Below are 21,861 nucleotides of genomic sequence, written 5' to 3'. Positions count from 1 at the left end.
AGTGGAAAGTGTGATTGTGTGACCCGCCGCACAGGGGTGTGCTGTCGCGTACGTCTTCGCCCCACTCCGAGCAGGGCGAACGCGATCACCAAACCAAAGCCACGGCTCGATTGCTCGGTGCGAGTCGGAAACGAGAGCTCCGTGGCAGCCCCCGAAAGGACTCGTTCTATGAGCCCTACAATGCAATTCGACGAATCGCCCGATGTCGCACGGACGCCCGATGCCGCACAGTCATGGACGCCGCGGCTGGTGCTCTCTCTGGCCTCGGTCGTGCTGACGCTCGAGATACTGACCCTCAGCTACATGATGGTGTCTATGGCGGTGCCGGAAATCTCCGTGCACTTCCAGACGACTCAGGGTGCCTGGCTGCTGACGGCATTCCTGCTGGTCGGGGCTGTGACGGGTCCGTTGCTCGGCAAGCTGGCCGATATGTACGGCAAGCGGAAGATCCTGCTGGCCTGCGTCGCCGTCTCGGTGCTCGGCTCACTGGTCTCCGCGGTCGCGACCAGCTACGCGATGCTGATCGCCGGCCGGGCGTTGATGGGGGTGCTCACGCCGTGTGTCTTCCTGGCCTACTCGCTGATTCGGGATGTGTTCCCGAAGAAGACGGTCGCGCTGGCGGTCAGCGTTACCACCAGTGGCTTGGGACTCATCGCGATACCGGCTCCGTTCATCACCGGCTGGCTGCTCGACGACTACGGTTTCCGCAGCATCTTCTGGTTGTTCGTGATCGGGCTCGCGGTCTTCGGCACCCTGATCTCGCTCACCACTGGCGAATCCACCGTGCGGGTGCGGTCGCGGATCGACTTCGCCGGTGCGCTGCTGCTCGGGTTCGGTATCGCGGGCATACTCGTCGCGGTCAGCTTCGGTCCCAGCTGGGGCTGGACGAACGGCTCGACGCTCGCGTACCTCGTCGGCGGCGCCCTCTTGGTGGTGGCCTGGTTGGTGTCGGCCGGAATCGTGCGCGACCCGCTGCTCGATCTGGATGTGGTGCGCAGGCGGCCGGTCCTGCTGATCTCCATCGGCTCTGGCATGTGCTACGGCTGCAGCGCGCTCATCACGATTCTGCTGCCGATGATGGTGATGACGCCCGCCGCAGTCGGACTGGGCTACGGATTCGGTGTCAGCGCAAAGGGATTCGCGGTCTTCCAGGCACCCATCGGCGGCATGGTCGTGGTCGGCGGTGTGGTGGTCGGCATTCTGGTCGGCCGCAATGTTCGGCCGCGGTTGCTGATGATCGCCGGCCTGCTGCTGTTCGCGCTCGCGTTCGTGCTCATCGCGGCAAAGCATGACGACAAGGCGCTGCTGCTCGTGTTCGCGGGTATGGCGGGCACCGGTATGGGGCTGGGCTACGCATCGGTTCCGAATCTCTTGATCGAGGCGGTTCCGCCGCAGTTGCAAGCCAGTACGGCGAGTGTCGCGGGTGCCGCGCAGAGTGTCATCGCTGCGGTCTTGCCGGTGGTGGCGTTCACCGTGTTGAACAATTCGTATGCCGCACCGATCCCACTCGAAATGACCCATGGCGCGGTGCTTTACACGGATAAGGGATTCCAGGTCGCGTTCCTGATCGGCGCGGTGGCCTGCGCCATCGGCGCGCTGCTCGCCGTGCTGCTGCCCCGTAAGATCGAGCAACTTCCGGCACCTGTCGCGCAGGATGCCCAGGCTCCGGCATTGGCGCACTGATCGAGTCGAGGGCGGCCGCGTGCGAACGCGGCCGTCCTTTCTCAGGGTGTGGTGCCGATCAGGGCGAGGCTGGAATGAGCATATGCCGCACGACGTTTGGGACTCACCAGATACGACGGTGGGGCGAAGTAGCCGACATCGCGGGGCAGTGCGTCGGCGCGGCGCGCGAGGGCCGCACGGGCGTCGGCGGTTGTCCCGCACAGCGCGATCTCGGCGAGCATTTCGTCGGTGACCGCCTTGACCATGCCGTCGGCATCGCCCGCCCGGAATGCCGAACGCAGTTGTGCGACATGGCTTTCCCAACCGTGATGGGCGACGTAGGGGTCGTAGGTCTTCACCGTGAGGTAGAAGGCGATCATCCGCTTCGCGTCGGCGACGGCGCGTTCCGGTGCGTTGTCATCGATGGCGGTGATGATCCAACCGTGTTCGAGTGGGCTCCGACCACTATCGGCCGCGCCGCGGTCGACCGCAGGGCGCACGATGTCGTTCCACCAGGCGCGGGTGAACAAGCCGTGGCCGATCACACCGTCGCCGACTCGGCCCGCGGTGGCGGCCATCCGGCTGTTGAATCCGGCGAGCAGCACCGGGATATCGAGGCGGCCGAGCACCGGAGCCCGGACATCGGCGTCGATCGAGTAGAACTCCCCGGCGTACTGGATCTTTTCGCCGTTTTCCGCATGCAGCCAGGCGCGCACCACATCGATGGCCTCGGCGATCCGGTCCACGGGACGATCGGCGGGGACGCCGAACCAGTCGCGGTTGATCCGGAATGCGGCGGTGCCGAGGCCGAGGAACAATCGGCCGGGCGCCTGGCGGTGCAGTTGACGCAGCGCGGTGGCGTGCGCGTACGGGGTACGCGCGAAGGCGTAGGCGATGGCCGGACCGACCAGTGCGCGTTCGGTATTGGCGACGATCTCGGCCACGGTCAGGTAGGCGTCGTGGTCGACGAAGTCTCCGGTGCAGAAGGCCTGCGCACCGGCCTGCTCGGCCTCCCTCCCGACGTCGCGGCCGGGCCACGGCATGCCGAACTTCATCGAATTCTCCTCTTGGACTTCTGTGATCGGTGATGGATGCGCGTCAGCGCAGCGTCCATTTGCTGCGCGGCACCGCTGCGCGATCGACTTCGGCCTTGCCGATGGGGTTTCCGATCTGGGTGTAGGACAGGCCGGTGCGCAGTGCCTGGGTGCGGCCGGTGTCGAGCGACTCCCAGATCGCCCGGACCGTGCCCTGGATGGCAGCGGGTGGTTTGGCGGCGATGATGCGGGCGATCTCGTCGGCGCGATCCCAGAGTTGATCGCGCGGCAGTATCTCGCTGACCAGGCCGATCTGCATGGCGCGCTCGGGGGACAGGCGCTCGTCCAGGCCGAGCAGCGCGATGCGCAACGTCTCACCCAGCGGAATGCGGCGCGCGAGCCCGATCGGTTCCAGCGCCGCGGTCAGCCCATAGCTGACATGCGGGTCGAAGAAGCTCGCATCCTCTGCGCAGATGATGATGTCGGCCTCGTTCAGCCAGTAGAACGCGCCCCCGGCCGCCATTCCGTGCACCGCGCAGACCAGCGGTTTCCACACCTGATTGAGCTTCGGCGACAACTTCTCGCCGGGATCGGTCTGCGACCAGACATTGGCATGGCGGTCGACGCCCTGCTTGACGTCCATACCGGTGCAGAATGCGCGCTCGCCCGCACCGCGCAGCACGACGACACGGATATCGTCATCGGCCTTCACCCGCTGCCAGATGCGGTCGAAGTCCTCGAGCATCTCCTGGTTGAAGCTGTTCATCGCTTCCGGTCGGTTCAGGGTGATCGTCGCGACGTGATCGGTCAGGTCGAACAGGACGGTTTTCAGCTCCATCCGGAAACTCCGATGTTCGTGGGTCGGCTGAATGCGGCGCTCCGGAGAGCGGTCGGATTAGAGTGTAACAAATTGTCCTACCTACCACGTTGGAGTGCGTGCTGGTCGCGGTTCGAATCGAACCGCTTAATATCTGGTACACAAGCAATAGCGGCAGGCCGCCCGACTCCTCGGGCTGCTGCGGATGTTACGTAAGTCGTATACTCTTCTCTGGTCTCGGTCGTTCGGATGTGTTCGTCACGCCGGCGGTCGAGGCCAGATGCACGACGAGATCCACGGAGGAAGTTGCGATGAAGCCACGCGTGGGGCAGACGCTCGCCAGCACGGTAGACACGACGACGGTCATTGTGGTGCGCGCTCCGCAGGTCGATCTGGAGATCACCTGCGGTGGTGCGGCCATGGTCGATCCGAAGGGTCCTGACGGCGTCCCCGCCGGTACCGCGGATCCCGAACAGCTCGGCGGTTCGCAGCTCGGCAAGCGCTATGCCGATGAGGAACTCGGTGTGGAATTGCTCTGCACCAAGGCGGGTCAGGGCACGCTGGCGGTGAACGGCGTCGCGCTGCCGCTCAAGAACGCCAAGCCGCTGCCAGCCTCGGACTGAAGAGCGCATCGATGAACATAGCGATGCTGTTGGATATGGCGGCCGACGGTTTCGGCGACCGAATCGTGGTCGGGCGGACCGACGATGGACTGACTCCGGTTCGGCTGCGTGAACTTGCCGCCGGTGGTGCGCGGATAGTTCGTGCGGCCGGTGCCGACGCGATCGTCTACCTCGCCGTCAACGGTCCGGCCTTCCCGGTGGCGCTGTTCGCGGCGGCCAAGGCGGGTGTGCCGTTGGTGCCGGTGAACTACCGCCTCGGTGCGGAGCAACTGGACGCGTTGTTGGCGAATCACCCACGCGCACTTGGTATCGCAGATCCTGAACAGGCCGAGGCATTGCGTCGGGCGGGGCTGTCGGTGCGCAGTCCCGAAGAGTGGATGGCTACCGCGGCCGATGCCGGTGGCGACCATGACGAGGTTGCGGCGGCTCCGGAAACACCGGCGGTATTGATCTATACGAGCGGCACGACATCCGCGCCGAAGGGTGTGGTGCTGCGGCACCACAACTTGGTGTCGTATGTGCTCGGCACGGTGGAATTCGCGGGCGCGGACGCCGACGAGGCCGCGCTGATGAGCGTGCCGCCGTACCACATCGCGGCCGTGTCGAATGTTGTGACGAACCTGTATGCCGGGCGTCGGGTGCTCACCCTCGAACAGTTCACACCGCGGCAGTGGCTCGAACTCGTGCGCGGGCAGCGGATAACGAATGCGATGGTCGTGCCGACCATGCTCGCCCGGATCATGGACGGTGACGGGCTGGACCGCTCGGTGCCGTCGTTGCGTGGGCTCGCTTACGGCGGTGCCAAGATGCCGGTACGGGTGATCGAGACCGCGCTGCGCGAGTGGCCGCATGTCGATTTCGTCAATGCCTATGGGCTGACGGAGACCTCGTCCACGATCTCGGTGCTCGGGCCCGAGGAGCATCGCGCGGCCGTCGCCAGCGATGATCCCGCGGTGCGCGCCCGCATCGGTTCGGCCGGTCGGCCGGTGCCCGGTATCGAGCTCGAGGTTCGTACCGAATCCGGTGCGCCCGCCGCACCGGAGGTGCCGGGCCAGATCTGGGTGCGTGGCGAGCAGGTTTCGGGTGAATACGCCGGGCACGGTGCCTCGGTCGACGAACGCGGTTACTTCAACACCCGTGACCACGGCCGCCTGGATGCCGACGGCTATCTCTATATCGAGGGCCGCATCGACGACACCATCATCCGCGGTGCGGAGAATATCGCGCCCGCCGAGATCGAGGATGTCCTACTGCGGCATCCCGACGTGCTCGACGCGGTGGTCGTCGGTGTGGTCGACGAGGAGTGGGGTCAGCGGATCGAGGCCGTTGTCGTGCCGCGCAGCGGGGTGGACGTCGATGCCGAGCAACTGCGCGCACAGGTGCGAAAGACGTTGCGCGGCTCCAAGACTCCCGATCGCATCACCTACTGGCCGGAACTGCCGCGCACCGTGACCGGCAAGCTGGTACGCCGGGATATCGTCGCGGCGCTGACGGCCGATCGTCAGCCGACCGCCGGGTGAGTATCAGCCATCCGGGACCGGTATCGCACGACGCCACGGTCGAGGGGGCCGTCGCATGGGTGCGGTTCGACCGGCCGGACGCACGCAACACTCTCGCCGAGATGCGCATCCGCTCGTAGGGCACCTGCAATCTGATCGCCACCGCGCCGACCGCAGTCGCGAAACACCTTCTCGCTCAGAGCCTTGTGTGGAGGCGCAGCTACGACGTCGTGAGCCTGTCGCTGAAACGCGAGCCGGCACATATGGTCCGCCGATCGTATCGACGAAAGGGTACGAGGCCGCGCATCCCGCATCGGTATCCGATGAGCCGACCGGAATACCGGGCAAGGTCGAACTGGTCGACGCCTACCAGGAGGCGCGCGGCGCCGCCCTGCGGGAACTGCCGTGGTTCGAGGCGCTCACCAAATACAAGGAGTCCGCCGCGACCGCCTTGCTGATCAAACGCGGCCGCAAGTCCGGCCAGTGGAACGACATGCACCAACGCATGCTGCCCGCCCTCCCGCTGCTGCTGGACGAGGCGATGGAACTGCTGGGCTGATACCGCCGATCTAGACGGGCGATATGGATCGGGCGCGCCGATAGCGCGAACGCGGTGAGGCACCCCCGGAACGTCGATGTCGGTCGCCGCGTTCACAATGCGGGTCGAGGGTCTCGAAATGCCCTCGGCAACTGCGTATTCCGTGGCTTTCGCTATCGCGGCCGCCAGCGTCGCCGTCGCCCGGATCCTGTCGGGCATCCTGGTGCGACGTAGGCAGCGAAGACCGCTGTCCGTGCGGTGGATCCGTCGGTTACTTTCGGGCGTGCCGGTACTCCCGGCTGAACAATTCGCGCAGCGGGGTTTTGCGCAGGTCGCCCTGGTGGGTCCGGAGGTTGGTCCAGGCCGCCGTCTCGGCGAGATTCATCCGCTGATCGTGGACCTGTCGAGGAGGGCGAGTATCTCGTCGGTGGTGCCGGTTTCCGCGATCTTGGGAAACACCTTGCGCAGCACGTAGTCGTGATCTTCCTGATCCAGATCGGTCACCGCGTCGGTGGCGATCGTGACGCTGAAGCCGTATTCGTGCGCGCCACGCGCGGTCGATTCGACGCCCATGCTGGTGGCGATACCGGTAATCACGACCTGGGTGACGTCGCGCTCGCGCAGCCACGCCGCGAGCAGGGGATCGTGGAACGCGCCCCAGACCCGTTTGATCACGGTGTGATCACCCGGGCGCGGGCCCAACTCGGACAGCAGTGCGATCGCCTCGGCCGCCGAACTAGCGGCCGCACCGCCGGACTGTCGGCCCGCCCCGCCGCCGCGGCTCGCGTCGGTACGGCCGGGTGCGACACCGGCCGCGGTGACGAGTACGACCGGGAGGTTGCGCTTCCGGAACGCGTCGGCCAGCCGGCTCGACTGCTCGACAATCGACTTCGCGGAGTGCACGGTTGGCAGCGCTACCACCGCATCCTGTAGGTCGACGACGACCAGCGCGGTGTGCGCATCTATTTCGGTCACTGGCATGTGATCACCTTTCGGTCCGAGAGCGAAGCTATTCGCCACCGGAAGTATTTATTCCGCTGTCCGGCAATCGGATCAGCGCTCAGTACAGCCCGCCGTCCACCCGAATCAGTGCGTCGGTGGTGTAGCTGGAGGCATCGCTGGCGAGGTACAGCGCGGTGCTGATGATCTCCTCCGGCTTACCCGGCCTGCCGAGCGCACTGCGGATGGTGTGTCGTTTCTCCTCCGCCCAGGCCTTGGAGATATCGGTGAGGAACGGGCCCGCCGAGATGGTGTTCACCCGCACCTTCGGGCCGTACTCCTGTGCGAAGACGGTGGTCAGCACATTAAGTGCGGCCTTGGCCCCGGCGTAAGGGCCGAATCGCGGTTGCGGCAGCAACGCCCCCGAGGAGGAGATATTGATGATCGAGCCGCCGTCGCCGTCGGCCATCCGCCGCCCGATCAGTGAGGCGAGCCGGAACGGGCCCTTGAAATTGACCCCGATCACCTTGTCGAACAGCTCTTCACTGGTCTCCTCCGAGGACGGCGCCAGCGGCGACATACCCGCATTGTTGACCAGGATGTCGACCTTGCCGAACTCCGCGTACGCCGCGTCGGTGAGTCGGCCGAGATCGTCCCAGTGACCGACGTGCGCGGCGAACGGCAGGGCGCGCCGCCCCAAATCGCGAACCTCCTCGGCGGCCGCCTCGCAGGCCTCGAGTTTGCGGCTGGTGATCACCACATCCGCGCCCGCGGTGGCGAAGGCGCGCACCATTTCCAGGCCGAGGCCGCGGCTGCCGCCGGTGACCAGCGCGACCTTGCCGGACAGGTCGAACAGCCCCGCCGTCATGCGTTCACCCCACCGCTCAGGCTGTCGTCATTGATGATGTGCGCGTAGCGCTTTCGCGCATCCTCTAGCTTCGGCGGAATGTGCTCGCTGGGGAACAGCCCCTCGGTGGGCTGGTACTTCTTCAGCATCTGCTTGGCGACCGTGGTGCGGTGCACCTCGGTCGGGCCATCGGCCAGGGCGAGATTCGGTGCGGCCATCCACCACTTGGCCAGCGGCAGTTCATTGGTGGTGCCGAGCGAGCCGTGCAGGTGCAGCGCGCGCTGGATGATGTCGTGCAGCACCTTGGCCATGGCGACCTTGCACATCGCGATCTGTGTGCGGGCGGCGCCGTGCGGCTGGGTATCGATGATCCAGGCGGTGTTGAGCACCAGTAATCGGTACTGCTGCAACTCGATCCAGGAGTCCGCGATGAACTGCTGCACGGCCTGCTTATCGGCGAGCAGAGTGCCCTGGGTGCGCCGCGAGAGCGCGCGCTCGCACATCATGTCGAAGGCGCGGGTGCATTTGCCCACCGTGCGCATGGCGTGGTGGACGCGGCCGCCGCCGAGACGCGCCTGGCCCACCTCGAAGCCCTCGCCGGGTGCGCCGAGCATGGCGTCGAGCGGAACCCGGACCTGGTGGTAGCGGATGTAGCCGTGGATGCCCTCGTCGAGGGCGTCGCGCTCATCCATGGTGCCGACATTGCGCTTGATTTCGATGCCGGGCGTCTCGGCGGGCACGATCAGCATCGACATGCGGGCGTGCGGCGGTGCGTCCGGATCGGTGACGGCCATGACGATGAGGAATGACGCGTACCTGGCATTGGAGGAGAACCACTTCTCGCCGTCGATCACCCATTCGTCCCCGTCACGCCAGGCGCGGCAGACGAACTCCTTCGGGTCCGCGCCCGCCTGTGGTTCGGTCATCGAGAAGGTGGAGACGATCTCGCCGTCGAGCAGCGGCTGCAGATAACGGGCCTTCTGCTCCTCGGTGCCGAACATGGCCAGGATCTCGGCGTTACCGGTGTCCGGTGCGGCGGTGCCGAAAACCGTTGGCGCCCAATAGGACCGGCCGAGTATCTCGTTGAGATAGGCGAGTTTGACCTGACCGTAGCCCGGCCCGCCCAGTTCGGGGCCGAGGTGACAGGCCCACAGGCCCTGCGCCCGGACCTGCTCCTGCAACGGCCGCAGGATCGCACGAGCCTTTTCATTGCCGGTGTCGTACGGGTCGCCGCCGTGCGGGAACAGCAGGTCCAGCGGCTCGACCTCCTTGCGCACGAACTCGGCGGCCCAGTCCAGCTTGGCCTGGAACTCGGGTTCGATCGTGAAATCCAGCATCTGTCCTCCGAAAGGGATCAGTGGGTGAGGTAGGTGCGGGCGGCCATGAGCAATGGCGGGATGCCGTGGCGCATCCGTTCCACTCGCTCGGTGACCTGGCCGCGGCGTACGGCGTTCTTGACCAGCAGCGCGGAGGCGGCGGCCTGTTTGTAGCGGACCAGGGCGTCGAACCAGCCGAGATCGGCGACCGGTGTGCCGGTCGCCATTTCGTACACGGCGAGCAGTTCTTCGGGTTCGAGTGTCGGGGCCGCGGGCGCGATCGCCGTCGGATGGGCGGGATCGGACATCAGTCGCAGCCACGCCAGGTCCAGGCGCGGATCGCCGACCGACCAGATCTCCCAGTCGATCACCGCCCGGATCTCGGTCCCGACGCATTGCATATTGCCCAGCCGCCAGTCGCCGTGCAGGAGTGCGGGCGGCAGTGGCTTCGGAATCGCCGCGGTGAGCAGAGTCCGGCACTTGACTTCGTCGAGCTTCGCGTCCGGTTCGCAGGTGGCGAAGGCCCGCTGCCACCGCTCGACCTCGGTGTCGAGGGTGACCGCGGGTTCGTCGATCCCCAATTCCGCGGGCCCGACGGTGTGCAGGGCCGCCAGCATGCGGGCGGCCCCTGCGGCCCGTGCGTGCACCTCGTTCGGAGCGGGGCGACGTTCGAGCGCGATATGGCGGGGTTCGTAACCTTCGCCGTCCGCGAAGGACATGACGAACAGCGGCGGGATCTCCGGCGGTGCGCCGAGGTCGGAACCGAGCACCGTCGGCACGGCTACATCGCGCACCTCGGCGAGTGCGGTGAGTGCGCGGGCTTGGCGCAGCACATCCCGATTCCGGACCGGTTCGAGACCCGGCGGGGCGACCTTGACCACGACGCGAACGCGCTCGTCGGTCACGGCCGAGTAGGTAAGGCTGGAAGTGCCGCCGGTCAGCTGGGTCAGCTCGTGCAGTGGACGGCCGATCGCCGCGGCGGCGCGCCGCGCGATATCGGCGGGATCGGCAATGCCGATTCGCGGTCCAACCACCTGTGACCCCTCGGCCATGCCCACTCCGTTCGACAGAACGCCATACCACCGTGCAAGAAAACGATTCTGGTGAATCGGTATTCGAACAGTACACTCTTTTATATGACGAGTCCACACGTCGAGGACGGCCCGGTCGATGGCGAATCCCTGGTGGCGCGGGCGGTGCGGCGGCGAACGGGGGATCGCTATGCGATCGCACGGGACGAGGTGCGCCGCCTGCTCGACGCGGGCATGGAGCTGATGCGCGATGATCCGAACGGGAATCCGCGAATCGTCGAGATCGTGCGCCGGGCAAGGGTTTCCAATGACGCCTTCTATCGTGCCTTCCGGAGCAAGGACGATCTCATGGCCGCGATCGCCGACGACGGAGCCCGGCGGTTGATTGGTCATATCCGTCGCCGATGTGCTCGATATACCGACCCGGTCGACCAGGTCAGGGCCTGTGTCCAGGTGGTTTTCCGGCAGGCGGTCGACCAGGAGGTGGCCGCGACGACCCGGGCTGTGCTGCGCAATACCTCCCGTGACGGGCGTTCGGCCTTCGGCGGAGTCGAGCTGCGTCGCCGGATCGCCGAGCTGCTCGCGGGCCCGCTCCGTGCGGCTGGGAGCCCGGATCCGGAGCGTGACGCCATGGTCGCCGCCTGTGCGATCTTCGCCGTCATGGAGCAGTTCCTGTGGACCGAGCGGGTGCCGACGGCCGCGGATGTCGAGCATCTCGTGGCCTGGATAGTGCCACCGAACCATGGGGTGGTCGATGCGGTCTGACGCCGGACAACCTTGTGATGTCCATTGAATAGCGGATACTCTTCTTCAATTACCGACGCTTAGAGGAGCTGGTTCGATGCACAAACCGATGCAGGGCGTGCGCGTACTCGAGGTCGCGCAGTTCACCTTCGTCCCGGCGGCGGGTGCGGTACTCGCGGACTGGGGCGCCGACGTGATCAAGGTCGAGCACGCGGAACGCGGCGATGCCCAGCGCGGACTGGTCCGGGTGCTCGGGTATGAGGCGAACAGTGCCGGATCGTCGTTCTTCCCGATTATGGAGGGGCCGAACCGAGGTAAACGCAGTGTCGGTCTGGCGCTGGAGAAGCCGTCCGCGCGCCGGGTGCTGGAGGAGTTGATCCGCACCAGTGACGTATTCCTGACGAACTTCCTGCCGCAGGCGCGGGCGAAACTGGGGATCGATGTCGAGGACGTGCGCGCGATCAATCCGGACATCATCTATGTGCGGGGCAGTGGGTTCGGTGTGCGCGGCGCGGAGGCGACCAAGGGCGGCTACGACAGCACCGCCTTCTGGGCGCGCGGCGGCAGCGCGGCCGGGGTAACGCCGCCAGGCGCCGACCGCATGACGCGGATGCCCGCGGGCGCCTACGGCGATTCGATCGGTGGCATGACCATCGCCGGTGGTATCGCGGCCGCGCTCTACTCGCGCAAGATGACTGGGGAACCGTCGGTCGTTGACGTCTCGCTGCTCGGCGTCGGCGCTTGGGCGACGCAGTTCACGGTGAATCTCGCATTGATGAACGGTGGTCCGCTGCCGGTGAATACGCCGCCGCGGCACGGTTCGGCCACGAATCCGCTCATCGGGGCATACCGCACTGCGGACCAGCGGTGGCTCGAATTGTCGATGCTGCAACCCGGCCGGTACTGGCCCGAATTCTGCAGGCTGGCCGGTCGCGAGGAATTGGCCGCCGACGACCGCTTCGACAGCACCGAGAAGCTGATGGCCAATGCTGCGCAGGCCGCCGAGCTCGTCGCCGAGATCATCGCGGCGCGTTCGTTCGACGAGTGGGTCGAGATTCTCGGCAGCGGGGAAGGGCAATGGGCGGCGGTGCAGAACGCGTGGGAGGTCGGTCAGGATCCGTCGCTGCGTGCCAACGATCTGATCGTTGCGGTGGTCGACGCCGACGGCGTCGACCGTGAACTGGTCGCCAACCCGGTCCAGTTCGACGAGACGCCGGTAACCCTCACGCGGGCACCGCAATTCGCCGAACATACCGACGAAATCCTGCTCGAGCTCGGTCTCACCGAGGAGGAGCTGATCGCGCTCAAGATCGACGGCGCGGTCACATAACCGGCAGGCATGCCGAGGGAACCTCTCCTCGTCAGCTGAATGTCCACCCCATGGGATAGCGCCCCGACTGGCGCTGGCTGTCAAATAGGCTGCTAATTGTGAGTTGTTTCAGGGCGCGACGGGCAAAAATCCGTCGGTATATCACAAAAGAGGTTACGGAATTAGGGTTGGCCGGTATATTGGACCAGCACAACGAGTCGAGGCATGCCGGCGTCACGGCATGCGCGTGACGTACTACGAGGCCGCGACGCGGCACGGGTGCGGCTGTAACACCCACCGGCCCGCGGAGACGCGAATACAGCGCCCGGCGCGGCGGCCTTCCAGAGAGGATCAGCGATGAGCATCGCGCTCGAGCCCGAGGGCACCTATGAGGGTGTCCCCGCGTATCACTTCGACAACCGGCTCGGCGGTCCGGTCCTGAGTCATCAGCTGCGATGGGATGAAATCGCCCGCACGCATTCCGGATTCCGGAGCACCATCGCGCGGGGGTACTGGGTCGTCACCGACGGCCGGGCGGTGCAGGAGGCGCTGCAGGACTGGCGCACCTACTCGAACACCTCGGTGACCGCACTGGAGCCGAATCCTCGATTCCTCTGGATTCCGGAGATGCTGGATCCGCCCGTGCACACGAAATGGCGGCGACTGCTCGGTAACGACTTCTCCCCGAAGACAATCGCCGCCCGTGAGGCGGAGATCCGGCAGGTCGCGATCGGGTTGATCGATCAACTGAAGGACAGCGGCAGTGGCGATGTCCTCGACGAATTCGCCCGCCGGTTCCCGACCATTATCTTCGTGCGGTTGGTCGGCCTGCCCGAGGCGGATCTGCCCATCTTCCTGGACTGGGTGCACGACATGCTGCACCTGACCTACGACGAGGATCCGGAAGGGTCCCGACAACTTGCCGCGATGCGGGCCGTTTCGGATTACTTCGACGAGCAGATCGCGCTGCGGCGCGAGGCCCCGCGTGACGATCTGCTCTCGCGGGCAATGAATTACCAGATCGATGGCGAGCCGATCAGCGATGCGGATATGCACGCGTTCTGCATTCTGCTGTTCCAGGCGGGCTTCGATACGGTCCCGATCTCCATCGGCTGGGCCCTCTATCACTTCGCCACCCATCCGGAGCAGCGCGAGGCGATCATCGCCGACCCGTCGCTGATCGCGACGAGCGTAGAGGAGATCCTGCGCGTCTACTCGTTCGTGGTGCCCGCCCGGAAAGCGATGCGCGACACCGAGATCGGTGGCTGCCCGGTCAAGGCGGGCGAGATGGTGATGCTGCCGCTGGCGGTCACCAATCGCGATCCCGAGCGGTTCGAGAATCCACTGGAGGTGGATCTACACCGCACCGCCACCAATCACATCGCATTCGGCTCCGGCCCGCACCGCTGCTTGGGCTCGCATCTGGCGCGCCTGGAGCTGAATGTGGCGGTCGAGCAGTGGCACAAGCGGATTCCGGAATATCGGATCGTGCCCGGACAGGAGCTGTCCCAGCACGGCAACATGTACGGCATCCAGTCACTGCGCTTGGAGTGGTGATCGCGGTGACGGATTCCCCTGTGACACAAATACTCCGCGCCGCGGATCTCTATCACACCGGGATAGTGGTGCCGGATATCGAGGAATGGAAAGTGCGGATGACCGAGCTCGCGGGCTACCGGTGGACCGCGACGCAAACCGCCGAAGTGCCGGTCCGGCTGGCCGACGGCGAGCGGGTGATGCGGCTGAGCTTCACCTATTCGCTCGACGCTCCGCACATCGAACTGGTGCAGGAGATTCCCGGGACACCGTGGACGGCGGCGCCGCCGCACGTCGCGACGCACCATCTCGGTTACTTCTGCGACGACGTCGCGACCACTTCGAAGCGGCTCGAGGCGGCGGGATTCGCCTTGGAGGCCTGCGCGGTGGTCGACGGCGAGCCGTCGATCTTCGCCTATCACCTGGCGCCTTCGGGTGTGCGGCTCGAGATCGTCGACCGGTCGCGGATGCCGGATTTCGATGTCTACCTGCGTTCGAAGTTGGCGCAGTGATGGCTTTTTCGTTCACGGCGGAGCAGGAAGAACTCCGCGCTACCGTGCGCCGTTTCCTGGCGGACAAATCCCCGAGTGCGGCGGTGCGGCACTGGATGGAAACCGAACCGGGCCACGATCCCGCGGTATGGAAGCAGATGGCCGAGCAACTCGGCTTGCACGGCCTGGCATTGCCAGAGGAGTACGGAGGTTCCGGCGGCGGCCCGGTCGAGTTGGGCATCGTGCTCGAGGAGATGGGGCGAGCGCTGCTGCCATCACCGTATTTCGCGACGGTCGCCTTGGGCGGCCAAGCGCTGGCAACCTGCGGTGACGACTCGGCCAAGACACGCTGGCTGCCCGCCATCGCCGACGGCTCGCTGACCGCGACTCTGGCGCTGGCCGAGGAAAGCGGCTCGTGGCGGCTCGCGGATGTCACCACTGTGGCGACGAGGGCGGAAAAGGCCTGGACGCTGTCCGGCACCAAAATGTTCGTCGTCGACGGTGACCTAGCCGATCTGCTGCTCGTGGTGGCGGTCGACGAGGCCGGACTCGGACTGTTCGCCGTGGACGCAACCGTGCCCGGGGTGACCAGAACCCGATTGGAGACGCTGGATCCGACCCGTCGACTGGCCAGGATCGACCTGAACGACGCTGTGGGGCAACGGATCAGCCCGCCTGCGGATGCGGAGGCGTACCTGCAGGGGATTGTCGATCTCGCGGTCGTCGCGCTGGCCGCCGAGCAGGTTGGTGTCGCGCAGGCATGTCTGGACGCCGCGGTCGAATACGCCAAGATCCGGGTTCAGTTCGACCGGCCGATCGGCTCGTTCCAGGCCATCAAGCACAAGTGTGCCGACATGCTGGTCGAGGTCGAGGCCGCACGCTCGGCCGCATACCATGCCGCGACCGTGGCGGCCGCCGGTTCGACCGAACTGCCGACGGCAGCCGCATTGGCGGCCGCGTACTGCTCAGCGACCGGTACCCATGCGGCCAAGGAAAACATCCAGATCCACGGTGGCATCGGATACACCTGGGAGCATGACGCGCACCTGTATCTGAAGCGCGCGAAGTCATCCGAGCAGCTTTTCGGCGGCCCGGCTTCGCATCGGGCGCGGTTGGCCGAACTCGTCGGAATCTGAGCGGCCGGACTAGGAGATGTCGACGGCGCTGGCCCGGCCCCGAATCCGCACTCTGCCAAGGCTTCCGGCGACTCGCGTGCGGAGGGCGCCGTGGTCCTGTCAGGCGCAGCATCACGCCTGGAATGCAGCGTCGGGGTGGCGGGCCAGGCCGCGTACACGCGGACATGGCGGCACGGTGTCGCCGAGATCCATGGTCTTGGTTCAGAACGGTTTCCTGGCACCGCGTGGACCGACTGCGGCAGCGGCGGGGCCCGCAGGCGTCACTCGGATGCACCGGTGTGGGATTTCGAGACCGATCCTGAGTACCAGAAGTAGTTGGATTGGGGCAGATGAGTTCGCGCGCGCTGAGGTCGAACCGCTCGACCTCGTTTGGGGCACGAGCAGTTCGTGCCGCTGGGCGGCGCGGCGCAAGGCGATCCGCGTAACCGAAGGTCGCTGTCTGCCGAGTTCGAGCTGCTGGCGCCGACCGCGCGGAGGCATCGGGGTGGGGCGGCGGGTTCGCGCGTAACCGCTGCCAGTGATCCGGTGTAGAGCCGCCGGGGATCCGCTCGGCCCTGTAACGATGTCGGCGGCGGGTGTGGGATCCGTTGATTCCGCACGGTCGGGGTATCGGTGTCCTGAAATAGGTCGGCTAGGCCAAGGTGGGCATCAGGTCCGCCGCCCTCCCTACTGGCGACGCGGTTCGTTCGCTCGCTGGAATTGGCTGGAAGATTGGAAATCTGGTGCGAACATCGGGCACCTTCATGCCGCGGGTGTGATCTATCAGGCTTCTCGGGTGTCTGTTCGAATTAATAAATCAGTGTACTCTTATTCGAGTGGTGAGCTCGTGGACTCGATCTCCGCGCAGACGGAGTGGTCCGAGCGACGGCCCGATGCGGCGCTCTCGCGCGGAGTCGAACACCCGACCGACGTTCTCGCCGAGCAGGTGCTCGGCCTTCCGAAGGGCTGATCACATGGGAATTCGCGACCGGCTGTCCCTGTTGCTGGCCGAGGCGCCCGCCGATGCCGAGGCGATCGAGCACGAGGAGCGCTGGTGGACCTGGGGAATGGTCCAACAGACCGCGCGAACCGTCGACGGTGCCCTCGATTCCGCAGGACTGCACGCAGATGCCCGTGTCGGTGTGGTGCTGGAGAACCGGCCCGAACATGTGGCGGTGGTCGCCGCGGTGATCGCCTCCGGGCGCTGTGTAGTGATGCTCAGTCCGCTGCAGCCTGCCGCCCGGCTCGCGGCCGATGTCGCCCGCTGCGAGCTCCCGATCGTTATCGCCGGGTCCGAAGCGCTCGCCCGTGCGGGCGTACTCGCCGCGGTGACCGCGCACGGTCTCGCCATGGAACTCGGCACCGACGGTGCGTTGCGTCCGACGGGTGGTACCACCGCCCCTGACGCCCCGACCAATCCCGGCGTCGCCGTCGAAATGCTCACCTCCGGCACGACCGGTCCACCGAAGCGGGTGCACCTACGCGTCGGACAGCTCGACCACGCCCTCGTTTCGGGTGGACAGACGCCGAAGCCGGGTCGGCTGCTCACACGATCGGCGGCACTCGTATCCGCGCCGCTGGTGCATATCGGCGGGCTGTGGCGGGCGCTGGCCTGTTTGGCCACCGGGCGTCGCATGATCCTCATGCCCAAATTCGCTCTGGAGCCCTGGCTGCGCGCGGTGGAACGCCACCAGTTGCGGGCGGTGAGTTTGGTGCCCGCGGCCCTGCGCACCGTGCTGGAGGCAGATGTGCCGAAGCAGCGGTTGGCGAGTCTGCAGGTGGTTACCTCCGGCACCGCGCCTTGTCCGCCCGAACTCGCCGACGCGTTCTTTCAGAAATACGGTCTGCGCGTCCTGATGACCTATGGCGCAACCGAATTCGCCGGTGCCGTCGCCGGATGGACACTGCCGATGCACGAGCAGTGGTGGGACCGCAAGGTCGGCAGTACCGGGCGCGCTTTGGACGGGGTCGAGCTGCGCGTGACCGACGAGAACGGCATCGAACTGCCGACCGGGAAGACCGGACGGCTCGAGGTCCGCACCGAGCAGACCGCGCAGGGTGCCGCGGTGTGGGTGCGCACCAGTGATCTGGCCCGAATCGACGAGGACGGCTTCCTGTGGATCGAGGGCCGCGCCGATGACGCCATCATTCGCGGCGGCTTCAAGGTGCAGCCGGAGACGGTCCAACGCGTGCTCGAAGCGCACGACGCGGTGCGGGAAGCGGCGGTGGCCGGACTGCCGGATGCGCGGCTCGGCGCGGTGCCGGTGGCGGCCGTCGAGATCGAACCCGGACGCACGCCGCCCGCGGTCGCCGAACTCGTCGCGCTCTGCCGTACTCAGCTGATGCCCTACGAGGTGCCCGCGCACATCGTCGTGCTCGACGAATTGCCGCGTACACCGTCGAGCAAGGTGAGCCGCGTGGAACTGCTGGATATCGTGCGAGCCCGACTCGCCGAACGCACGACGGCCTGACCGTAAGGATCGAGGAGGATCTGTGACGAGCACCGAGGGCAAGTCCGCCGAACAGTTCGGCGTGCTGACCGACCAGGCGATCGAGCGGTCTCGCCGCCGCCTCGGCATACCGAATCCGCAGCGCAATCCGCCGCACAACTACCAGGTGACCTGGGATGGTGTGCGCCACTTCGCATTCGGCTACGGCGACGACAATCCGCTGTACTGCGACCCGGAATACGCGCAACGCACCCGCTGGGGTTCGCTCATCGCGCCACCCACCTTCCTGTACACGATGGGCGAGGATGCCGCACCGAAGCCGGACGCCGAGACCAAGGCGCTGCTGAAGGGCGACCCCTTCGCCGGACTGGGGTCCTATCAGGCCGTAATGGAATTCGAGTGGTGGCAGCCGCTGCGCCTGGGTGACCGCAGCCGGGTCCTGCAGACACAGGTTGGCGTGCAGCCCAAGCGCAGCAGTTTCGGCGGCCGCACCGCGCACGTCACCCAGGATTACCTGTACACCAACGGGTCCGGTGAGATGCACGCGGTGCGGCGCGGTACGTGGATCAATGCCGAGCGGCACACCTCGAGTAAGCGGGCCAAGGAGAAGCTGGAGCAAACCCCTTATACGTCAGCGCAACTCGCCGAGATCGACGCGGCGTACGCGGCCGAGACCAGGCGCGGCGGCGAACCACGCTACTGGGAGGACGTGGCGATCGGCGAGGTGGTGCAACCCAAGGTGAAGGGGCCGCTGACCACCACCGATGTGGTCGTCTGGCATCTGGGCTGGGGTATGCAGCTCACCCCGCCGGGCGCATTCAAGATCGCCGCGAATATCCGGCGCAAGGCTCCGGGGCTGTACCCGGCCAACGGTTTGAACATTCCGGATACCGTGCAGCGCCTGCACTGGGAGCCCGCGCGGGCACAGGAGCTCGGCCTGCCGAACTCCTATGACTACGGCGGCATGCGCGAGACGTGGCTGTGTCATCTGCTCACCGACTGGATCGGCGACGACGGCTGGCTGTGGAAACTGCGCTGCGAACACCGCAAATTCAATTACATCGGCGATACCACCTGGGTGCGCGGCACCGTCGTCGACAAGCGACAGGCCGACGGGCGCAACGAGATTCACCTGGAGGTGCGCTGCGAGAACCAGCGAGGTGAGATCACCACCCCCGGCACCGCCGTAGTGCTGCTCCCGACGCGAGCTCACCCCGTCGAACTCCCCACGCCCCCCACCCCTGATCTGGACGGCATGGTGTCCCACGAACTGGCCCGGTTCAGCGTCACCGGCTGACCGCCCCCCGGCTCCCGATCGCCGAAGCACCCAGTGGCACGGACGAGTTTCGGTGCCATGCCGCGCATGTTCTGGCGTGACGCGCGCGAGTTTGCCCGGCGAGATCGTGCGTGGCGCGCGAATCCGTGCGCTGCACCATCACATCATGCCGAGTTGGCGGCCTGACACCGCCGTGTGGCAAGGAGGGTCAGTGCCACCAGGGGGCGAGGGCGTCGAGGTGGCGGCGCATGCGGTGCCGGGCGATTCCGGCATCACCCTGGACGATCGCGTCGAGGATGAGCTGGTGTACGTGCTCGACCTCCGCAGCGGCGGTGTCACCGGGGAGGGGCTGATCGTGTCCGGCCGCGTGGCGGCGGAAAAGCTCGGTGATAATCGACAGGAACAGCGAAAGCACCGGATTCCCAGCCAAATCGGCCAGTTCGGTGTGGAAGAGGTCGGCCTTGCGCGGGTCGTCGGCCGGACCCTCGGTCGGCCACCGGACTGCTGCCGAAAGACGTTGCGCCACTTCGTTGTCGCCGTCGGCGTAGCGCGCGGTCACCCGGGCGACGATGCCGAGTTCGATGGCATTGCGGACGATTCGCAGATCGTCTGCGGTGACGCCCTCGTATTCCAAGAACAGCGCCATCGTGTCGATACTGGCTTGCGGTTCGGGTTCGGTGACGACCAGTCCACCGCCCGGCCCGCGGCGCATCTGGGCGACCGCGTGGTATTCGAGCAGTCGGACGGCCTCGCGCAGCACCGCACGGCTGATCTCGTAGCGGGCGAGCATATCGGTCTCCGAGCCGAGCACCATGCCGACCTGCCAGCCGCGCGCGGCGATATCGTCATGAATCCTGGCGGCGACCACCTCGGCCAGCTTGGCCCTTGGCCCCTCGACCATTTCGGGTTCGATCACATTGCCAGCGACCCGCTGCCCGCGACGCACCCGATGCTTTTCGATCCAGGCGGCCACCGACTCCAGGTGTGCGGTCAGATCCGTCTGGGCTCGCGCGCCGTCGCCATCGATGACGGCCTCGATGATGGCCCGATGCGCGATACGTGAAGTCTCTTTGGAGCTCAGTATCTCGGCCTTCGAGAGCCGGCGTGAAGTATGCGCATATCGACCGGTGAGGCGGGTCAGTACATCGATGAACAAATGCAGCACCGGATTTCCGGACAATGCACCGAGCATCGGATGCAACGGATCCTGCGACTGAACCTCGGGCGCCTCGGCGTGGCGGAGTTCGTGTTCGAGTGCCGTGCGCAGAGTATCGATTCCGTCCTCGGTGATCCGCTCCGCGGCAAGCCCCGCCGCGATCGGTTCGAGCAGCAGCCGGGCCTGCAGTAGATCCGACACGCTGGTGCCGACGTATTCGAGGTAGATCACCATGGCTCGCGTCGCCGGCCCCGCATCGGGAGCGCAGACGAACAGGCCCCCATTGGGGCCGCGCCGCATCTTGGCGACCTGATGATGTTCGACCAGCCGCACCGCCTCGCGCAGCACCGCCCGGCTGACCCCGAAGCGTTCGCGCAGGTCCACCTCGGATCCCAGGGATTCGCCGACCGGCCAACCGCGGCGCATGACATCCGCCTCGATACGATGGGCTATCTGGGCCGCGAGTTTGCCGACCGGTGCGCCGGTCTCGACGGTGGTGAGGTCGGAGTCCTGCTCGCTGTCGGCGGGCTCGACGTCGACGGCAGTCACTATGGGCCAACTCCTCAATGCGGATTTTGCGGATCCTCAGTCTACTGGCCGGTTGGCCAAAAGCGCGTGCGACGTGCGGGGGGAAGTGGTGAATGACGGGATTAGGGCCACTGTTTGTCACTCACTCACCGGATCAAGCGCCCAGCATCTGCAATCCACCGCTGACCGCGATCAACTGGCCGGTCATATAGCGTGACCCCGGTCCGGCCAGGAACACCATAACGGGCCCGAGGTCGGCGTACGGATCACCGAGTTCACCACGCAGTGGGATGGTCTCGCGCAGGCGTTCGGCGAGCGCGGCCGAACCCGCGGGGCCGAGATGCTCCCGAAACCGTTCGGTGCCCGGCGTCTCGACCGCAGGTGCGAGTGCGTTCACCGTGACATCGAACTTTCCCCATGCCGCCGCCGCGGACCGGGTCCATGCCTGCACACCGGCCTTGGCCGCCGCATAGTGCGGCGCGAGCGGATTTCCGCGAATCGCTTCGCCCGAACCGAGATTGATGATTCGACCGCCGGTGTCGCGCATGCGCTCGAACGCCGCCTGATTGGTGAGGATTGTGGTCCGAAGGTTGGCGTCCAGTACGAAATCGAACTCGTCGTCGGTCAGCGTCTCGGGGGTGCTGGCCTGCCAGAGGCCCGCCGCACTCAGCAGGATATCGAGTCCGCCGAGGATCGCGGTGGCCGATTCGAAGGCGGCGGCGACGGAAGTGCGATCGCGCGCATCGCACGACAACCAGTCGCAGCGCCCCTTCAATTCATCCGGCGGGGGTGTGTGATGGAAGAGGCCGACGACATCGGCACCGGCACCGAGGAACGCGGCAACGGCCGCGGCGCCGATCCCGGTGGCCGCACCGGTCACCACGGCGCGGCGGCCGGTGAGCGGGCGGTCCGCCGCTACCTGCTCGTCCTCGGGGGTAGTGCGCATCGCA

20 protein-coding genes are annotated in these 21,861 nt (G+C 66.5%); 12 read left to right on the top strand and 8 right to left on the bottom strand.

What is annotated here, in order from left to right; translation table 11 throughout:
- The first annotated feature begins 168 nt into the window (after positions 1 to 168).
- On the top strand, positions 169 to 1,683 hold the full coding sequence (locus tag ACQP2U_RS28960) for an MFS transporter (RefSeq protein ID WP_433710359.1): 1,515 nt from the start codon (positions 169 to 171) through the stop codon (positions 1,681 to 1,683).
- 41 nt (positions 1,684 to 1,724) lie between these two features.
- On the opposite strand, the gene ACQP2U_RS28955 is transcribed toward ACQP2U_RS28960, so the two are convergent.
- Together ACQP2U_RS28955 and ACQP2U_RS28950 are read right to left on the bottom strand one after the other, a co-directional pair.
- Positions 1,725 to 2,717 (bottom strand): LLM class flavin-dependent oxidoreductase, encoded by a 993-nt coding sequence (locus ACQP2U_RS28955; protein ID WP_433710358.1) that lies wholly within the window; start codon positions 2,715 to 2,717, stop codon positions 1,725 to 1,727.
- A gap of 43 nt (positions 2,718 to 2,760) precedes the next feature.
- Positions 2,761 to 3,534 carry an enoyl-CoA hydratase/isomerase family protein gene (locus ACQP2U_RS28950; RefSeq protein WP_433710357.1) on the bottom strand — a complete coding sequence of 258 codons (774 nt, stop codon included), beginning with the start codon at positions 3,532 to 3,534 and terminating at the stop codon, positions 2,761 to 2,763.
- A gap of 290 nt (positions 3,535 to 3,824) precedes the next feature.
- Between ACQP2U_RS28950 and ACQP2U_RS28945 the strand changes: the two genes are divergently transcribed.
- The 3 genes from ACQP2U_RS28945 to ACQP2U_RS28935 all read left to right on the top strand — a co-directional run bounded on the left by ACQP2U_RS28945 (position 3,825) and on the right by ACQP2U_RS28935 (position 6,194).
- On the top strand, positions 3,825 to 4,136 hold the full coding sequence (locus tag ACQP2U_RS28945; protein WP_397028176.1) for a hypothetical protein: 312 nt from the start codon (positions 3,825 to 3,827) through the stop codon (positions 4,134 to 4,136).
- Positions 4,137 to 4,147: 11 nt separating this feature from the next.
- Positions 4,148 to 5,656, top strand: coding sequence for a class I adenylate-forming enzyme family protein (locus ACQP2U_RS28940; protein WP_433710356.1), 1,509 nt, complete (start codon positions 4,148 to 4,150; stop codon positions 5,654 to 5,656).
- Positions 5,657 to 5,843: 187 nt separating this feature from the next.
- Entirely contained in the window at positions 5,844 to 6,194 is a 351-nt protein-coding gene (locus ACQP2U_RS28935; RefSeq protein ID WP_433710355.1) for a hypothetical protein, read from the top strand.
- A gap of 360 nt (positions 6,195 to 6,554) precedes the next feature.
- Here the strand turns inward: ACQP2U_RS28935 and ACQP2U_RS28930 are convergent, their stop codons facing one another.
- The 4 genes from ACQP2U_RS28930 to ACQP2U_RS28915 form a co-directional block, all read right to left on the bottom strand.
- The gene (locus tag ACQP2U_RS28930) at positions 6,555 to 7,154 is read right to left on the bottom strand and encodes a cysteine hydrolase family protein (protein WP_433710354.1); all 600 of its coding nucleotides are present in this window, start codon (positions 7,152 to 7,154) and stop codon (positions 6,555 to 6,557) included.
- 79 nt (positions 7,155 to 7,233) lie between these two features.
- Positions 7,234 to 7,980: an SDR family NAD(P)-dependent oxidoreductase gene (locus ACQP2U_RS28925; RefSeq protein ID WP_433710353.1), complete on the bottom strand. Its 747-nt coding sequence runs from the start codon at positions 7,978 to 7,980 to the stop codon at positions 7,234 to 7,236.
- Positions 7,977 to 9,296: an acyl-CoA dehydrogenase family protein gene (locus ACQP2U_RS28920; RefSeq protein ID WP_433710352.1), complete on the bottom strand. Its 1,320-nt coding sequence runs from the start codon at positions 9,294 to 9,296 to the stop codon at positions 7,977 to 7,979. Before ACQP2U_RS28920 ends, ACQP2U_RS28925 begins: the two co-directional genes overlap by 4 nt.
- Positions 9,297 to 9,313: 17 nt before the next feature.
- A complete protein-coding gene (locus tag ACQP2U_RS28915) occupies positions 9,314 to 10,327 on the bottom strand; it encodes a phosphotransferase family protein (RefSeq protein ID WP_433710351.1) in 1,014 nt (337 codons plus the stop codon).
- Positions 10,328 to 10,411: 84 nt separating this feature from the next.
- Between ACQP2U_RS28915 and ACQP2U_RS28910 the strand changes: the two genes are divergently transcribed.
- The 8 genes from ACQP2U_RS28910 (at position 10,412) to ACQP2U_RS28875 (ending at position 19,248) form a co-directional block, all read left to right on the top strand.
- Positions 10,412 to 11,071 (top strand): TetR/AcrR family transcriptional regulator, encoded by a 660-nt coding sequence (locus tag ACQP2U_RS28910; protein WP_433710350.1) that lies wholly within the window; start codon positions 10,412 to 10,414, stop codon positions 11,069 to 11,071.
- 76 nt (positions 11,072 to 11,147) lie between these two features.
- Positions 11,148 to 12,380, top strand: a complete 1,233-nt coding sequence (locus ACQP2U_RS28905) for a CaiB/BaiF CoA transferase family protein (RefSeq protein ID WP_433710349.1) — start codon at positions 11,148 to 11,150, stop codon at positions 12,378 to 12,380.
- Positions 12,381 to 12,716: 336 nt separating this feature from the next.
- Entirely contained in the window at positions 12,717 to 13,916 is a 1,200-nt protein-coding gene (locus tag ACQP2U_RS28900) for a cytochrome P450 (protein WP_433710348.1), read from the top strand.
- 20 nt (positions 13,917 to 13,936) lie between these two features.
- Complete coding sequence (locus tag ACQP2U_RS28895) at positions 13,937 to 14,407, top strand: VOC family protein (RefSeq protein ID WP_433710347.1); 471 nt, start codon at positions 13,937 to 13,939, stop codon at positions 14,405 to 14,407.
- The gene (locus ACQP2U_RS28890) at positions 14,407 to 15,522 is read left to right on the top strand and encodes an acyl-CoA dehydrogenase family protein (protein WP_433710346.1); all 1,116 of its coding nucleotides are present in this window, start codon (positions 14,407 to 14,409) and stop codon (positions 15,520 to 15,522) included. The genes ACQP2U_RS28895 and ACQP2U_RS28890 overlap by 1 nt, the downstream gene beginning before the upstream one ends.
- An 826-nt stretch (positions 15,523 to 16,348) precedes the next feature.
- Positions 16,349 to 16,471, top strand: a complete 123-nt coding sequence (locus ACQP2U_RS28885; RefSeq protein WP_433710345.1) for a hypothetical protein — start codon at positions 16,349 to 16,351, stop codon at positions 16,469 to 16,471.
- A gap of 4 nt (positions 16,472 to 16,475) precedes the next feature.
- Positions 16,476 to 17,972, top strand: a complete 1,497-nt coding sequence (locus tag ACQP2U_RS28880) for a class I adenylate-forming enzyme family protein (RefSeq protein WP_433710344.1) — start codon at positions 16,476 to 16,478, stop codon at positions 17,970 to 17,972.
- Between the two features lie 22 nt (positions 17,973 to 17,994).
- A complete protein-coding gene (locus tag ACQP2U_RS28875) occupies positions 17,995 to 19,248 on the top strand; it encodes an FAS1-like dehydratase domain-containing protein (RefSeq protein WP_433710343.1) in 1,254 nt (417 codons plus the stop codon).
- Between the two features lie 187 nt (positions 19,249 to 19,435).
- Here ACQP2U_RS28875 and ACQP2U_RS28870 read toward each other — a convergent pair whose 3' ends face one another.
- Together ACQP2U_RS28870 and ACQP2U_RS28865 are read right to left on the bottom strand one after the other, a co-directional pair.
- Complete coding sequence (locus ACQP2U_RS28870; protein WP_433716609.1) at positions 19,436 to 20,836, bottom strand: FadR/GntR family transcriptional regulator; 1,401 nt, start codon at positions 20,834 to 20,836, stop codon at positions 19,436 to 19,438.
- 229 nt (positions 20,837 to 21,065) lie between these two features.
- Positions 21,066 to 21,857 (bottom strand): SDR family NAD(P)-dependent oxidoreductase, encoded by a 792-nt coding sequence (locus ACQP2U_RS28865; RefSeq protein ID WP_433710342.1) that lies wholly within the window; start codon positions 21,855 to 21,857, stop codon positions 21,066 to 21,068.
- Positions 21,858 to 21,861 lie beyond the last annotated feature (4 nt).

The organism is Nocardia sp. CA-084685 (genome assembly GCF_050955785.1).
In the GTDB taxonomy this organism is placed as follows: domain Bacteria; phylum Actinomycetota; class Actinomycetes; order Mycobacteriales; family Mycobacteriaceae; genus Nocardia.
This window is presented reverse-complemented; position numbering and strand designations above follow the sequence as displayed.